Here is a 16,664-nt window from a genome sequence, read left to right on the forward strand (position 1 = left end):
CTTGATCGAAACGTTAGTATAGTCCCTCTGTGTTAGAGATTCTTCTTAAAAAAATTCTTCTCAACCATTGTAGCAGATTACTAAGCGATATTCTAGAGAATACGTTATTTGGATTCATTTTTTTGCAGTAAAACCTTGAACTATCCCATTTTCGTAAAAAAATGATTGGGCAATAACTCATTGAGTCCTATTTCGATCACATGAAATTTGGCTAAATAGAGTCACCAAGACAGACTAAACATCAGTTGTTATGTCACTCGAATTGATTTCATCGAACGTTTGCCATAATGAATCACACTCAAGACATCCTTCTGTATGAATCATTGCTAATGGTGATTGATCGGTACCGTCTAGATAATTTCGTAAATGCATATCTGAAAAACCATGGTTTGCAGCATCTTCTTTAGTATTGGAATAATAGACCGTTTTGATTCCTGACCATAAAATTACACCAACACACATCGGACAAGGCTCACACGTTGCATAAATTTCGCAATCAGACAAATCCATTGTGTCTAACTTTTTACAAGCTTCACGCACTGCAACCATTTCTGCATGTGCTGACGGATCAGTATCTCGCATCATCGTATTACCGATTGAAACAATTACTTCTCCATTTCTAACGACTGTTGCGCCAAAAGGTCCTCCAAATTTCTTTTCCATTGCGGCAACTGTCGCTTCTGCCGCCATTTTCATATAGTTCATAGCTTTTCTCCTTTGTCTTTATCTCCGATATATTTCCTTAGTTTTTTACTAATTGAAGTGATTGGGCACGGTGTTCTGAAAATAATGGATTTTCTGGGTTGAGTTGAATCGCTCGTTCCATAGCTTCAATGGCTTCTTGTTGTCGATTTAAACTGCGTAAACTGTTTGCTTTGTGAAAGTAGAAATCAACTCGTTCAGGATAGTCATCCAACAAGTCATCCATTATTTTCACAGCTTCTTCATGACGGCCTAACTCTCTTAAAAAATTAGATTTATGGTAACGATAAAAAAAGCTTTTGTCTGTTTTGATGGCTTGATCATAGGTTTGCAGTGCTTTATCAGTCTCACCAGCCATTCGATAGCTGTTTCCCACATAAAAAGCAAATTGTGTATCATGTCGCCAAGCTTTTTCATAACAAGCAATCGCTGTTGGATAGTCTTTTAAGCGTTGATAGGTATAGCCTAGATAATACAAAACTTCTAAGTCGGTTTGATCTTGTGCTTTCAATATATTTAACGCTTGTAACAATTCATTTTTTCTTAAAGACGTTCGCACCTCGTGAAAAACCGACACTTCAATTTCTTTTTTCTCCAAGATAGCGAGCAATTCTTCATTAGCTGTTTCTCTCGCATGATCAAGAGCATTCTTACCAGTATCATCTAGTCGAGTGACATCTGCCTGATGTTGGATTAATTCACGAATCACATCTTTATATAAGAAACCACCGTCACCTAGAATAACTGCCTCTAATAACGCTGACCAACTTAAACGATTAACATGATTAACTGGTACGCCTGCATCTAAACATAATTGAACCGTTCTTAAATAGCCTTTTTCACTGGATGGAAGCAACGCTGTACCGCCAAAACGATTGACTGAAGCTAAATCTGCTCGCTCTGATTGGAGGATATCACTTACGATCTCGTCAAATCCGTTAGCAGCTGCGCAAATGAACGGTGTGAGTTGTGTCTCATCACGTTGGTTTACATCTGCACCAAAAGCTAACAATTTTTTGACAAGTACAAAATTATTCTGTTGTACCGCGATCATCAATGGTGATCGTCCTTTTTCATCAGTCAAAGCAATGTCATCCCCTTCGTTTAATAATCTGGAAACTTGTTCTGTCTGACCTAGTTTTACCGCGCTAAGCAATGATCGATCTGTTTTTACTGTATCTGTGTCCATGGTTGTTCCTCATTTCTATTTTCTATCGTTGTTCGCTAAAGCCAATGATATTTTTTTCAAAAGCTTCCAATGGCGGAGGTGTGAATCCTGATCGAATGCCTATAAAATTTAATGTTTGGATCGTGCTATTCGGCTTTCCTTCGATTCTGCTGATATCCATTCAAATTCTGTCCCATTCCAGCAGCCGTAGCGAACCAGCAAGCAGCTCTATACGCTTGTTCCCTCGAAAAATTCAATTTGAGAATAGTACCACGCGCAATGCATTGGACGCATTATCCAATTATCCTGCAGCTAACGTATACAAGCTTCCAATATCACACAATATAATTATGATTCGTTTAAAAGCACTATGAACTTCTTTTTTCTATTGTTTGTTGTGAATCTTATTTAAGAAATATTGAGCCCCTGAAAGGGATCGATGCGTACGTGTCTCGCTCACTTCCTTAGTCTATTTTCTTCTTTACACTATTCAATTTACATTAAAAAAACTTTTTCATCTACAGATAGAGTAGCTGAATATTTTCTTTTGCAGTTGTATACTTTAACCAATTGTCCTATAGTTAAGGTAACGAAAATTATGGATTAGAAAGACGGTGTAGCATGTTAACAGTCAAAAACTTTTTACAACTTGCACCTTTCAAAACGTTTAAGTTAGTCGCAGGAGAAAAAGGACTTGAAAATACAATCACTGGTGTGAATATTTTAGATAATCCGGATGCCTCTGACTGGTTGTCAGCAGGAGAACTACTCATTACTTCCGGGTATTTTTTTAGTGAAAATTCTAAAGTCCAAAGGAACTTTATTCAACGTTTTAAAGAAATTAATTGTTCAGCAATATGTATCAAACCACATATTTATTTAAAAGAAATCCCAGATTCTATGCGCGTATTAGCCGATGAATTAAATTTGCCGCTTATAGAAATCCCTTATGGAATGGCATTTTCAAAAATCATGAATAGTGTCATGGCCGAGCTATCTGGTCGAATGGATAAGCTGAATCAAGTGTCTTTAGCTATTCATTCACAATTTTTTGACATTTCTTTACATGGTGGTGGAATGAAAAAAATTGCTTCTAGTTTGGCTGAAATGGTCAATAACCCTGTTGTTTTAGTTGATACACAATGGTCAGTGTATGCTGTCAGCGACAAAGAGCAGCCCTTGATTCAAGCAACTATCAAAAAAGAGGGAGACGTTTTTACTTTTCCAATCGAAACTATTACAGATTTACCAAAAAATTTTGAACGAATTCAAAAACCGATTACTCGAGCGCTTTTTTTCGAGGAGCAAGAATATCCTTGCGTGATCATGCCGGTTTTTTTCGATACGATTCATTATGGTTTTATTTTAGTTTATCAAGTAGAGCGCCCGTTGATAGATCTCGATTATGTGGCGCTAGAAAATGGTTCGATGGCATTTGCCTTGGAAGAAATGAGACAGTTTGAAATTGAGCGAACAGAAAATCGAATTCGTCGTGACTTTTTTGACCAATTATTATCGGGTCAGATCAAAGATTTAGATACTTTGACTGCCTATGATACAGCAATCGATCCAACGTTACACTATACTATTTTGATTCTATCGGTTCAGACGTTCGGTCATGAAACTGATTCATTGATGCAAAAAAAACAAGTAGAAGATCGCCAAATGAAAAGTTTGTTATCATCATTGACAACTTATACAGCCTTACGATTCCCACATCTTCATTTGTTTAGCCGAAAGAATCAGTTAGTTATGCTCCTTGGAACTGATCCAAAATTGAGTAAGTCAAAAACACATAATGAACTATTTGATACTGCTGAACGAATCCGAATATATTTAAAGCAACAAGGACAATCAGAACGAGAAATTTTCTGTACTATTGGTTCGACTTTACCAATACTTGCATTATCTCAAAGTTTTGAAGAAGCAAAAAAAGTCATCCAACTGCTTGAGGATGACGAAAAAAAAGAAAAAATTTATTTTTTTAATGATTTTTACTTTGATTCTTTTTTGATCGATTCAATTTCAAGAGAGCAAGGAAAAAAATTCTACACTCATTATTTGAACACGTTATTAACCTATGATCATGAAAATAAAACAAGTTTTACACCAACATTAAAGGCATACTTGGCTCATCATTTAAATATTGCGACAACTTCCAGAGCCCTATTTATTCATCGAAATACCTTACTTTATCGAATTGGAAAAATCAAAGGGCTTATACCAGTTGATTTAGAACAGGAAAAAAATACATTTGCATTACAATTAGCGTTGAAATTATACGAATTGCATCATTAAAACAAAACAAGGGTGGAACAAAAGTAACATTCGCTTTTGTTTCACCCTTTAAATGCTGATAAACACTTCTGTATCAGCCTATTTTTGTTTATTTGATTATCTACCTACAATAAAAGTTAATTCACATTCGCAAACTTTTTTATCTTCAACAAAAGCAGTTGCTTTTCCGATTCCAACATAATCTCTGATTTTGACGATTTCAAAATGTAATTTTAGCACATCACCAGGAACAACTTTTTGACGGAATTTTGCTTTGTTGATTCCACCGATATAGGCTGTTTCACCTTTGAATTGATCCATTTTTAAAATCAAAATCGAGCCAACTTGCGCCAATGCTTCAATGATCAATACACCTGGCATCGTTGGATTTCCAGGAAAGTGACCTTGGAAAAACTCTTCATTGATCGTTACATTTTTTGTTGCAATGATTTTTTTATCCGTGATGATTTCATCCACGTAGTCGATAAAGCAAATTGGGTAACGGTTTGGAATCATTTCCATAATTTCTGTTGCATTCATTAGTCTTGTCATTGTTAATTTTCCTCCCATTTTTTCATACAAATAACGCCATTATGACCGCCAAAGCCAAACGAATTGCTGATTGCATATTCTGCTTTTACGGGGCGTGAACCATCTGTTACATAATCTAAATCACATTCTGGATCTGCTACTTCATAGCCTACTGTTGGATGGGCAACACCTTCTTGCAAGGTCTTCACACAAGCAATTGCTTCGATTCCGCCAGCTGCTCCTAAAAGGTGCCCTGTCATGCTTTTCGTACTTGAAATTGGAATATCATACGCACGTTCACCAAATACTCGTTTCAAGGCAGCCGTTTCAGCTGCATCATTTGCTGGTGTTGAAGTGCCGTGAGCATTGACATAACCGATATCAGTCGCCTTGATTTTAGCTTCTGCTAAAGCTAATTCAATGGCATCTGCCGCACCGCTGCCATCTTTTAACGGCGCTGTCATATGACTAGCATCACAATTACTACCATAACCTACGATCTCACCTAGAATCGTCGCACCACGTTTTTGTGCATGTTCAAGCTCTTCTAGCATCAGCATGCCCGCACCTTCGCCCATCACAAAACCATGTCTTTCTTTATCGAAAGGAATCGATGCTCTTGTTGGATCTTCTGTTGTATTCAATGCACTCAACGCAGCAAATCCAGCAATTCCGATTTCACAAATCGTCGCTTCTGTTCCACCTGTAATCATCATATCAGCCAAGTCATATTTGATCGCACGGAATGCTTCACCGATTGCATTCGTTGCTGACGCGCAAGCTGTAACGATCGTTTGAGAAGGTCCTTTTGCCCCTAATTTGATGGAGATATTTCCCGATGCCATATTAGCGATCACCATTGGTACAAAGAATGGTGTTACGCGTTTGGCACCTTTTTTATCCATGACTCTGACTTGATCTTGTAAGGTTGTCATACCGCCAATACCGCTACCAACGATTACACCAAAGCGCTTTGGATCAATCGTTTCTGGCACTAAACCACTCATCTTCCAGGCTTCCATTGCCGCAACGACACCATATTGAGAAAAGAGATCCATCCGTTTTTGCTCTTTGCGATCAAGAACTTCACTTGGGTCAAAGTCTTTTACTTCCCCTGCAAGTGCAACTCCTGTATCTTCGGAATCAAACTTAGTGATTTTTGCAATTCCTAATTTTCCATTGACTAGATTTTGCCAATACTCTTTTACCGTATTTCCTAAAGGAGTCACCGCTCCCATTCCTGTTATTACAACTCGTCTCATCTTGCACCTCCGCTATTATTTTGACTATCAAATCAAAAAAAACATGCTTAACCAACACTTTTTTGTTTAAATTTAAGTAAAATAGTTTGACTTTCAAAGTATTTTGGTTAATAATTCAGACATCCGATAAAATGTCTGTAAATGTGTCGTTTATCAATTCAAGAATTTTTTATTATTCTCAAACAGATAATACCAGTTGCAATTTTATCCGTCAACTCAAATAAAATCAACTCGTTAGATTTTATTAAGATGCGAGACCTTTTTCACACACTAAAAATAATTATAAAAGGGGAAAAAAATCATATGTTTCTAAAAAATAAGAAAGTCGTCGTGATGGGCGTAGCCAACAAAAGAAGTATTGCTTGGGGATGTGCCAAAGCTTTAAAAGAACAAGGTGCTGATATTATTTACACCTATCAAAATGAACGAATGAAAAAACAATTATTAAAATTAGCTGAACCAACAGATTTATTGGTGGAATGTGATGTTGCTTCTGATGAATCAATCGCTCAAGCTTTCCAAACGATCCAAGAAAAATTCAATAAAATCGATGGATTAGTACATGCTATCGCCTTTGCTAAAAAAGAAGAACTAGACGGGAATGTCAGTGATATCAGCCGCTCTGGGTTCTTATTAGCTCAAGATATTAGCAGTTACTCACTTTTAGCTGTTGCACAACAGGCTAAACCAATGTTGAATCCAGGTTCAGGAATTGTTACGATGACCTATTTAGGTTCTGAAAGAGCAATTCCAAACTACAATATGATGGGCATCGCCAAAGCATCTTTGGAGACAGCCGTAAAATATCTAGCGTATGAATTTGCAGTAGATAAAATTCGTGTAAATGGAATTTCAGCTGGTGCGATCAAAACATTAGCTGTCACAGGCGTAAAGGATTACGATCAGTTGATCAAAATTTCAGAAGACCGCACTCCTGATAAAGCGGGTGTTACGATCGAAGAAGTCGGCAATACTTGTGCATTTTTAGTTAGTGAATTAGCTGCTGGGATTGTGGGCGATATTATCTATGTGGATAAAGGCGTTCATTTAACGTAATTAAACAATGAACCGGCTGGAACAGAAGCAATCAAAAAAAATAAAGAAGGATTGCTTCTGCTTCCACAGTTTATTAAAGGTGAATCCATATTACACTTCCTGATGCATTACATAGTTTTATAAATCAAGAGTTATTTTTAGAAAAAAAGAGTGTGAACAATCAATCTCGCTCTACTTTTACTATCTTATTTTCCCATAAAAAATAAAGGAATATTTTCGGCTTGATTACGAATAGTCTCAACTGACTCTTCCTCATTTTCTAGATCTAACACTTTTCGAAATGCTCCATCTACGTTGATTTGTATTGTACTGAACTTTTTATGATGCCAAATTGTAGGTTTATCTCTATGATCTCATGTAGAGGAAGCGTAGCTATTGGTCGTTCTATAGGACTATTTACAGCGAGTTTAGACTTTCCAATTTGATTGATCGAAACAATTTCATCATTTTCCTTCATTTCTATGGTTCGCTCTTTAATTCAGGTAATCTCTTCAAAAAAACCTTGTTAAAGACGATCGATTCATTCAATCACCTTTAACAAGGATAATATGCTTTTTATTTTTTTAGCTCTAGTGGTAATTTCACATCATAGTGATGATCTACTGTTCCAAGATCCTTATCTTTTTCACCATAAGTTCCATCGAAAGTTAAGTTTATTTCTTTGATTTCATTTATTTTATCAATCTCTTTAAACTTGAAGAAAACATGTCCGTCCTTTTGCTCATCTTTGGCAAAAAAATCATCCCAATAATCGTCGAAATGTTCTCCTTTTATTTCTTCACCATTTTCTAAAACTAAGGTTGCTTGTCCTGGATGAATATGAAGGTCTTTATTATCTTTATCATTTTTAAGTTTAAACTCTAATGCTAATAAGCCTTTGTATTCGTGCTCTTGATCATCTTTATATTTTTCAACTTGAACAACTTTTGCTTCATCTATTGATAATGTAACACCTGGCCAACTAGTATCTGACCAATCTGTATCATATTTAGCTTTATCGATAACTAATGCATTTTTATTTCCAATCTCGATGTCCTTAAAATCACCGTCTTCACTCAATGAATAGGTATCCTCTTGGATCGAACCATCTGCTGTTTCTGATGAACTGACTAATTGTTCATCTATAATTTCTCCTTTTTGTTCAGAACATGCGCCAAGACTCAATAAAACGGCCGCTGAAGCTACTACTAATCCTGCTACTTTACTCTTTTTCATAAACTACACCTCTTCTAATTTTTTATAAGTTTACTCTAAACAATTTTCCTGTTTGACTTGTTTGGATTAAACTATTTTTGAAAGAAGAAAATAAAAATCTTTTGTTTACTTTCTTCTCTTTGATAAGTTATATTTTACGCGTTTTTTCTTTGAGTTTTTCTCAGATTTTGTCTGTTCATCCGACGTAAATAGTCCTGGATCATTTTTTGAGATAATGAACTTCTTTTAAAAACATTTGGGACGTTTTTTATTTTCAGTTATGTGCGACTAGATTATAATGTGGACAAAGGATAAACACTAGAAGGAGATAATTATGACCAACTTACCTAACATCGGCAAGCCTGCTACTAATGCACTTCATTCCATTGGCATTACAAGTCTTGAACAAGTCAGCTTGTTCGATAAAGTTACTCTATTAAACTTACATGGTATGGGACCAAAAGCAATAGCTATTTTAGAACAACATTTAGCTGAGCAAAATTTATTCTTTCAGCCTTCATCGAATGAGGCTTCCGTCCCAAAATGCGACTTCACAGTCCTTTGTTCTCTTGACTGTGATAATGCGCCAAAGCGAAGACTGATTCGAGACTATCTAATCGCAGCCATTTCTGGCAATCAGCCTTTACTGGACTCGATGTTGGCTGACTCCTTTCGTTTCTTCATTCCAAACAAAAAAAATATAATTGGTAAACATTCATTTATCACTCTGATTCTCGAAAAAAAAATAGCCATCGACCGTCTTGAAATCCATTCTATTTTAACCCATGGAAAAGAAGGAGCAACGCATGGGACAATTACAACTAAAACTGGGAATACCTGCTATTTTTCAGCTTTTATACGATTTAAAAGCAATCAAAAGGACGCTCTCATTTCTGAAAGCACTTCGTTTATTATTCAGTAAGAATCTATGCGTACAAAAAAAGGCTGAGAGAAAATTCCTCCAAACTCTTTCATTTATTGAACATTCGATATTCTATCCAATTTTTATTGATCATTATGATCTCATGACCAAAATTATGCCTGTCGTTTGCGCTAGGTGGCTCTAACCAGCTCAACGCTCGTGCTAAGGAGATTATTTTAGACAGGTAATCAGAGAGGATCAAATCCGTATCTGATCATATAATTGAATAAAGGCCTGAACAAAAGCTATTTTCACTTCTGTTCTAGGCCAATTTTCGTATTATTTAGTTAATCTGCTCTTCTTTTTAATCGAATCACACCAATTATTGTAATCGATACGGCTAAAAGTCCTATCAAAGGAATATAATGATTGGCTTTTTCACCGGTCTTAGGGTAATTTTTGGGTTTTGTTGGTTTTGTCGTGTGCGTTTGATTCTTAGTTGTTTCATTTGGTTTAGATACATTTTTTTCAAGTACTGTAATGTTTGCTACAGCGGTCAGTTGTTTTTCAGCTTGTACCGCTTTTTTTATTTTGCTTGATTGCGTTTTATCTGTTGTCTGAATCGTATATGTTACTTCATTTTTGCCTTTTTCTTTGGTTTTTACCGTACCGTTTATTTTTACTTCTTCAAAAGAGATTGTTTTGCCGTCGCGATCTGTTGCTGAGACAAAATTATCTGCGCTCTTCCAATCATCCCCCACATAAATAGTGGAATCTTTAACGACTAAGGTTGATTGATCCGCTTTTACAGTGATTTTAGCTGTTTTTTCTAGTTTTCCCGAGTCATAAATAACATCGTAAACACCAGGTTTTGTTGTATCAACAGTTCCTTGTACACGGATAGTTTGTATTAGCAGATTTTTACCTTTGTCGTCTGTTGCTGAGACAAAGTTGTCTTCTTTTTGCCACGTGTCTCCCACGTACAATGTAGAATCTTTGACTGCCAATGTTTCTTGATCGTCAACGACCGAAATTGTGGCTTTCGCTTCTTTCTCTTGATTATGATAGATAATTTCGTATTCTCCAACTGTTGTTGTGTCCACCTTTCCTTCAAAAGTTATTTTATCAAATGAGACTTGGTTTCCTTCGGAATCCGTCGCTCCAGTAAAGTTATCTTCTGGATTCCAAGGCGTGCCAACATAAATAGTTGAATCTTTTGCGCTAATATCTGTTCTATCAACTTTCGTTTCTACAAGAGGAATCTCAATTTGATTGGCCTCTTTGGTTAGGTTGATGATTTTCCCTTCGGTATATTCCTCGGCAATCGTGTAATTTTCTGGGATTTCCACCGCTTTTAGCGTGTATTCTCCAGACATGATGGCTTCATAATTATAATTTCCCTTCTCATCTGTTGTAAACGTCGTCTGATTATTGGTCACATTATCGATTAGTTGAAATGAGACATTTGGGATATTTACCGCTTGATCATTTTCATTATACGTATGAAATTGCGCTTTTGATAAATAAACAATACCTTCAGCATCGCCCTCAGAAAATCTTAAAACAAGTTGTTCTGTTGCAGCCGTTCTGCGGGTTTCTGTCATTTGTTCTAAATTATCCCCACTGATCACTGTTTCTGTAGAAATTTGTCCGGCATTCTTAGAAATTGTATTGTAGGTGATCGTGATATTTTGAGTCAACGTATAATCGTCAAAAATAATCTGAGCACCTGTTGCTGTCTGTTTGATTGTATAAGCGTTTTGTGGAACATCGGTCACCACGATTGAATTTAAATCGATTCCTGCATTCGTTGTTCCTTTGGCTGAAATATCAAATTTTGGGTTTTTGACTTTGCGTGTCCCATTGTTGATATTTTTTGTCTTCACTTCATTTTTTGTTACGTTTTTTAAGGATTCATGACTTGTTTGACTTGCAGACAGTATCTCAGTACTTTCATTTTTCACAGAGACTGATGTTGCTATCGATTGATTGCCAGATAATGGTTCTGCAGTACTTCCGGTCACATTGATCGTCTTAGTGTCAATCCAACCATTAGCGTATTTGTATTCAATAATATATCGTTTTGACGTTTTACCAAAATCGAATGTATAACTATTTTCTGTTTCGTTAAAAGTAACAGTAGGATAGGCTGGATCAGATGAATCTAATGGCTTATCAAAGTAGTAACCACGATCCCAATATTGTGGATAAATTGACTCTACTTGGTCATTGGACACATCATAAATATCGAACACTACATCTGCACCAGCTGGAATTTTAGTTGTAACACTCAAGGAATCAAAAGAATCATTTCTTGCATTAACTAAAAATTGATTTTTACTCCCTTGTAACGTTCGTTCTGAATACATCTTTCTACCTGTTCTAACAGTTGTTTCCACTGCTTCATAATCATCTGCACTCAACGTTACTGGTAATGTATCAATCGGGACGCTCTTACTTTTTTCTAAACTATCTGGTATATAATTAAACCCTAAATCTAGATTGAATGAACGAGTGACCGGTGTTGTAAACTCAATAAGAGATCCTCCTTCAACTGCCTTTATCGTGTAATCTTTGTCTAGTTTGTAATAGTCATATTCTCCTTTTGGTGTTCTTAATTGTAAGTAGTTTGGGTGTTCAATTTTAATTGTCGCGTTCTTTACTGGATTTTTGTCGTTTCCTTCTATCGCTATCGTCGTATCGCCGGAATAGGCACCGTTTCGATCATAGTTTCCCCAAGCTGTCTCCACATTATTAGGGTTAATGATAGATATTGGCTGAAGGAATTGATCCGATATTAGCATTATTTCTTTTCCTTTATCAATAATTGGCGTACTAACGACAACATTGATATCTTTTTGATCAAAGGGAATAGTCAGCTTTTCGGCTTTAATTCTTAAAACACTATCTTTAGTTGCTGTTAAGATCAACTTGTTGTCTTCTTTTTTCACATCAAAAAAATCAGTGATTGGAACTGAGTTATAGTCAATATCTGAAGCTGAAAGTTGATAGTTCCCGATTTTTTGTCCATTTTTACTTTCTAAAATGATTTGTTCTCCTACTTTTGTTTGTGTAGGGAGGTTATAAATATAGACATAATAGTTCCCTTTTTCTTGAAAACTTGCATTTTGGATCGTTCCTAAAGAAACTTCTTTTAATGATTTTTGATCTTTGCTTGTTTTTGCAGTGAATTCAAGCCCACTATATGGTGCTGTAGTACGATTTAAAGTAACTGATCCTAACTTAGTCGTAGGATATTGATTGTAAAAACTGTAAGAATAAGTTGAAACATTCTCTAAGGCTAAAGCACGATCAACTGATAAAGCGTAGGCTTTTTGTTGATTCATATTCGTAATCGTTACTGCCCCACGATATGCGTTATCTTCATCCAGCGTGTAGTCTTTCTCTTTTTCCAATAATTGCTTTGACTCTTCAACCACATTACCATTGATATCTACATCATATGAAAACACATCGATTGGTTCTTGAGACGTATTATAAAATTTTGATCCAGGTGAATCTGACATAATTACTTCTACAGTCTGACTGCCAGATAATGTTCTATCCAAGTTATAATAAATAGCCCCTTTTAGCCCATATTTATTCGTCGTTTCTTCATATTTGATAGGCGCGACTTCTTCATACAAGTCAAAATCATATCGATTCGTTTTTTGACCAGGTGTTTCAATCGTTATTAGTGGGTCTGAATTTGTGAATACATAACTTACTAAATCTAACTTAAATTGCGTTTCGGTGATTCGTTGACTAAAGGTGATTGTCAGTGTTTTATTTTTGGCATCGACTGCCCAATGTGCACCAACATTTGCTACTTCACCGCTGACATCTGAATAGCCTAAATGATCAGGTAACTTCATTATATAGACTGAATCTGGTGCATAATTTTTGTCTGCTACCACAAAGTTTAATTTTGCAATAACCGGTGTTGTATTCAATAGCCGAGTTGGCGTACTCTGACTGAATTCACCACCATCCATATTGGTAAGCGTCATACTTTCTAAAAGTTCATCTTCAATGTTTACATTTGTATCTATGTTTCTTGCTGCGGGAATTGGCGTATTTTCCGTAGTAGATTGTTCTGTACTTTCAATAGTCGTATTCTCTTTTGCTTCTGTTAATGGACTATTTTCTGTTGTATTGGTCGCTTCACTTGTCAGTGTATTTTGACTTTCTACTGTATCATCTCTTCGATCAGGTTCAGGATTTACGTCTGCTGATTCACTATCTTCTTTTATATTATCGGTAGTCAATGCAAATGCACTTAGAGGTGAGCCAAAACTTTGTGTCAGTAATACCGCCAGCATAAGTATATGTAATTTCTTTTTTTTCATGAATAAACTCCTTTTATTTTTTATATATAACTATATAATATACTATTTTTTAAATTTTATTATCACTTTTTTTATATTTTTAGAAAAATATAAAATTATTCACTGTATTTATTATAAATAATTAGATCTATCCCTCAATTAATCGAACCTATTAGCAAATAACTTTTAGGCTTATTATTCAATAATTACAGTAAAAAAGCTTTATTTAATCGAACGTAAGTTCTATAATGTACTAAAAGAAGAAAGGAGATAGACATGAAAACCTCATTAACGACCCAAATGGAAGATGTTCTTTATTATTATTGTCGGGAAAATGGAGATGTTGTAGTAGAAGAAGTAACTATGCCAGATGAACAAGGAATTGTTGATACGTTGAGTTGTCGTTTGACTTTAGAGAAACAATTTGAATGGCGATGCTATGAATTGAAGGTCAGTAGGGCAGATTTTCGGTCAAAAGCCAAACTTTCCTTTATCGGAAACTATAATTACTTTGTCTTGCCAGTTGCTCTTTTTGAAAAAGTAAAAGAAGAAATCCCAAGTCATGTTGGGGTCATGGTTTATCATCAATATCTTTCTACAGAAGATCAAAGGCTGCCGGGCTACTTTAGTATAGAAAAAAAACCGCAAAGACAAGAGCTTTTAGTTAAGGAGCAGGAACTTCTTTTTCGTTTGATTACCGCTCAAGCTCGTGAAGTTGGTAAAGCTAAGCAAACAGCTCGTGGTTTAAGAGTCTTTTCAACGGATCAGCTCTACAAAGAATTAAAAAAAAGACAGCCTGATTATGACTTGTTTGGTGGTGGTGTGAATTTTTATGATCGCTTCGCTGAAGACATTTGTAACCAAGCAGTCGAGGCTTTAAAAAATGAATTGGACGCAACACGTTTGGCTTATTTTGAATTGGAACAGCGTCTCTTGGAGGAGAAATAATGTATTATCCTTATTTTCGTGGCAAACAATTTGACTTACTTGCACTAACAGCTTTAGTAGAAAGAAACTGCTTATCTACGGATATTCTGCCGATCATTGAACCAGTCAAAAATTCGAATACGTTGAAAAAATTTATAGACCTGTTTCAAAGAACAAATCAGCCTTTTTACCTTATTCAAAATCCTCAAACAGGTGATTTTTTGACTAAAGATGGATTACTTCACCTAAATTCGTTATCCTTAGAAAAAGCAATGATCGTAGAACAGCCCATCGAAACGTTGAGTGAACAACCTCAACTATTTGTTATAAGTAACGCAACTCCTGCCTTACAAAGCGATTGGCAAGAGAATCATACGAAGGTTTTAATCCCAAAAGAATTTCGTTTGCTGCAAAAAATCAAGGGCGATAAGATTCTTTCTCAAGATGTTTTTACCCGATTACCTAAGACGAGTTTTTATCAAGAATGTTCAGATGAATTTTTTTCTGATACTCATTTGACGTTTCAAAAGAGTGGGTTTGTCGGATTCAGTGATTTTTCTATTGATAGCCGTATCTACTACGAACATAGTTATCCTTCAAAAATTTTAGCGTTGCATCTTGTTTATTTTGAGAATAAAGAATTACGAATCCATCATTTTCTTTCAAGTGAAGAGGCTCCTTCTCAAAAAGAGAAATTTTTTGAACTCATGGATGAGGTGCGTATGTGGAAAAATAAATTATGCGGCAGTAAAGTAACAATAGGAATCGATTTGCTGCTTACAGCCGTTTCAACAGATAAATTTCCTGGCATGGGGGTCATGAGAAAAGCTGCTGTCATGCATCATATGGAATTAATGTCTCGTTATTTAAGCGAGCAAAAAAAAGAGGTCTAAAAGCTGTATGATGGCTTTCTGACGCTCTTTTTTCTTGGTTTTTAAACAGATTTTCTTATTTAGGTGTGATGTAATTCAACTGACTAGCTGTCACACTGTCTATTGTTCTTAAAGATACAATTCCTGCTCCTAGTACGTTCATTTCTGAAATTTCAATTGAGCCATCTTCTTTTACCTGTTCTACAAACGCAACATGTCCATAGGTACCATCAGCTCCTGCAACACCTGGTTGGAAAGAAACCGCCGTTCCAGCTTTTGGTACACTGGCTACTTCATATCCTTGTGCAATACCTGTACTTGCCCAATCCATACCATTTCCCATCGTTAGACCAATAGTACCGCCTAATTGAGTAATTCGATTGTACACATATTGAGTGCAATTTCCTGAAGCATAACTATTTCCAATATCATAATTGATATTATTATAGGGTTCAAACTCCCCACCTGCATAAAAAGTCGGTTTCCCTTCTTGATCATACTGAGTAAGATCATATGCGGCAATCAGCGCATTTAGTTTTTGATCATATAGAGTATCAGTTGCATATGTCCCTGTAAGAGCTTGAGTCGCTTCTTGATAACTTATTGTGTTACTTTTCCATGTCCCACTATAAAATTCGTTAAATGCCATTTCTTTCCCTTTTAACAAAGCCGCATAATCTTCAAATGATTCTTTGTAGCTCGGGTATTGTCTGAATGCTTCTTGTGTTTGATAAAGCTCTCCTGAACCATTATCTTCATTCGTGTAAAAAGAAACGCTTTGTCCATCGTAACTTCCTTTGATTCCAAACAAATTAAAGAACGGAGCGCTACTGAGTTCGCTTTCCCCTGAATCAGATTCTAAAATCGCTTGTGCCAGCATAACAGAAGCATACAAGTCATTTTCTTCGGCTACCTTTCTAGCCTGTTCTCCATTTTTTGAAATAAACTCTTGTGTTGCTTCATTTTTATCTATAAGAATAATTGCTTGTTCATGGACTATTGGTGCCTCTAAAAATTCTTCGATTATGTATTCTTGTTCTAAATTATTGCTCTCTTGATCAATAGATGGTTCTGAAACTATTTCTTGATCCTCATTACTGTTTTCAACATCTGTTGCGTTAGCTAGTTCTTGTTTCGTCTCGATGCGCTCTTTTTTTGCTCCATCGCCTTGCTCTGTTTCCTCAATTGATTCATTTGCAAATGCATTTACTGGTAAAGCCAATACTAACTGGGTAGCTAAAAGAGTAGCTACAATTAATTTAGATATTTTTTTCAATGATTTTTCACTCCAATTTTTTTAATTAACGAACACATTCATTTTTTATAAACGGTGAGAGTGTGCGCTAAAATTGCCGTGAATACATAACTTACAATCGATTCGTCACTACTTTAAGGAACCGATTTATTATGTTCCACGACAATTTTAGTTTGTCTCTGATACTCTCATTTTTGACTTGCTATTTACTGAAACTTTTTATCGTATTA

13 protein-coding genes are annotated in these 16,664 nt (G+C 35.7%); 5 read left to right on the top strand and 8 right to left on the bottom strand.

The window, feature by feature from the left end; genetic code table 11:
• Nucleotides 1-234: 234 nt before the first annotated feature.
• The 3 genes from AC4BC4_RS13820 to AC4BC4_RS13830 are packed head-to-tail and all read right to left on the bottom strand — an operon-like array spanning nucleotide 235 to nucleotide 2,051.
• Nucleotides 235-705, bottom strand: coding sequence for a nucleoside deaminase (locus AC4BC4_RS13820; RefSeq protein WP_490476055.1), 471 nt, complete (start codon nucleotides 703-705; stop codon nucleotides 235-237).
• A gap of 37 nt (nucleotides 706-742) precedes the next feature.
• A complete protein-coding gene (locus AC4BC4_RS13825; protein WP_490476056.1) occupies nucleotides 743-1,891 on the bottom strand; it encodes an ankyrin repeat domain-containing protein in 1,149 nt (382 codons plus the stop codon).
• Nucleotides 1,892-1,913: 22 nt separating this feature from the next.
• A complete protein-coding gene (locus tag AC4BC4_RS13830; protein ID WP_490476057.1) occupies nucleotides 1,914-2,051 on the bottom strand; it encodes a hypothetical protein in 138 nt (45 codons plus the stop codon).
• Nucleotides 2,052-2,491: 440 nt separating this feature from the next.
• On the opposite strand from AC4BC4_RS13830, the gene AC4BC4_RS13835 reads away from it, so the two are divergent.
• Nucleotides 2,492-4,168, top strand: a complete 1,677-nt coding sequence (locus AC4BC4_RS13835) for a PucR family transcriptional regulator (RefSeq protein WP_490476058.1) — start codon at nucleotides 2,492-2,494, stop codon at nucleotides 4,166-4,168.
• A gap of 96 nt (nucleotides 4,169-4,264) precedes the next feature.
• Here the strand turns inward: AC4BC4_RS13835 and fabZ are convergent, their stop codons facing one another.
• A complete protein-coding gene (gene fabZ / locus AC4BC4_RS13840) occupies nucleotides 4,265-4,699 on the bottom strand; it encodes a 3-hydroxyacyl-ACP dehydratase FabZ (RefSeq protein WP_010762460.1) in 435 nt (144 codons plus the stop codon).
• 2 nt (nucleotides 4,700-4,701) lie between these two features.
• Nucleotides 4,702-5,940, bottom strand: a complete 1,239-nt coding sequence (fabF, locus tag AC4BC4_RS13845; RefSeq protein WP_490476059.1) for a beta-ketoacyl-ACP synthase II — start codon at nucleotides 5,938-5,940, stop codon at nucleotides 4,702-4,704.
• 303 nt (nucleotides 5,941-6,243) lie between these two features.
• On the opposite strand from fabF, the gene fabI reads away from it, so the two are divergent.
• The gene (gene fabI / locus AC4BC4_RS13850) at nucleotides 6,244-6,996 is read left to right on the top strand and encodes an enoyl-ACP reductase FabI (RefSeq protein WP_490476060.1); all 753 of its coding nucleotides are present in this window, start codon (nucleotides 6,244-6,246) and stop codon (nucleotides 6,994-6,996) included.
• Between the two features lie 555 nt (nucleotides 6,997-7,551).
• Here fabI and AC4BC4_RS13855 read toward each other — a convergent pair.
• Complete coding sequence (locus AC4BC4_RS13855; RefSeq protein ID WP_490476061.1) at nucleotides 7,552-8,211, bottom strand: hypothetical protein; 660 nt, start codon at nucleotides 8,209-8,211, stop codon at nucleotides 7,552-7,554.
• 313 nt (nucleotides 8,212-8,524) lie between these two features.
• Here AC4BC4_RS13855 and AC4BC4_RS13860 point away from each other — a divergent pair, with 313 nt between their 5' ends.
• Nucleotides 8,525-9,112 carry a DNA-binding protein gene (locus tag AC4BC4_RS13860; protein ID WP_490476062.1) on the top strand — a complete coding sequence of 196 codons (588 nt, stop codon included), beginning with the start codon at nucleotides 8,525-8,527 and terminating at the stop codon, nucleotides 9,110-9,112.
• 287 nt (nucleotides 9,113-9,399) lie between these two features.
• Here AC4BC4_RS13860 and AC4BC4_RS13865 read toward each other — a convergent pair whose 3' ends face one another.
• Entirely contained in the window at nucleotides 9,400-13,401 is a 4,002-nt protein-coding gene (locus tag AC4BC4_RS13865) for a bacterial Ig-like domain-containing protein (RefSeq protein ID WP_490476063.1), read from the bottom strand.
• A 255-nt stretch (nucleotides 13,402-13,656) separates the two neighbouring features.
• On the opposite strand from AC4BC4_RS13865, the gene AC4BC4_RS13870 reads away from it, so the two are divergent.
• Together AC4BC4_RS13870 and AC4BC4_RS13875 are read left to right on the top strand one after the other, a co-directional pair.
• A complete protein-coding gene (locus tag AC4BC4_RS13870) occupies nucleotides 13,657-14,328 on the top strand; it encodes a hypothetical protein (RefSeq protein ID WP_490476064.1) in 672 nt (223 codons plus the stop codon).
• Nucleotides 14,328-15,200: a sce7725 family protein gene (locus AC4BC4_RS13875; RefSeq protein WP_490476065.1), complete on the top strand. Its 873-nt coding sequence runs from the start codon at nucleotides 14,328-14,330 to the stop codon at nucleotides 15,198-15,200. The genes AC4BC4_RS13870 and AC4BC4_RS13875 overlap by 1 nt, the downstream gene beginning before the upstream one ends.
• Before the next feature lie 55 nt (nucleotides 15,201-15,255).
• Here AC4BC4_RS13875 and AC4BC4_RS13880 read toward each other — a convergent pair whose 3' ends face one another.
• Nucleotides 15,256-16,455, bottom strand: coding sequence for a glucosaminidase domain-containing protein (locus tag AC4BC4_RS13880; RefSeq protein WP_490476066.1), 1,200 nt, complete (start codon nucleotides 16,453-16,455; stop codon nucleotides 15,256-15,258).
• Between the last annotated feature and the right edge of the window lie 209 nt (nucleotides 16,456-16,664).

The sequence above is a fragment of the Enterococcus sp. AMC1086 genome, assembly GCF_058216575.1.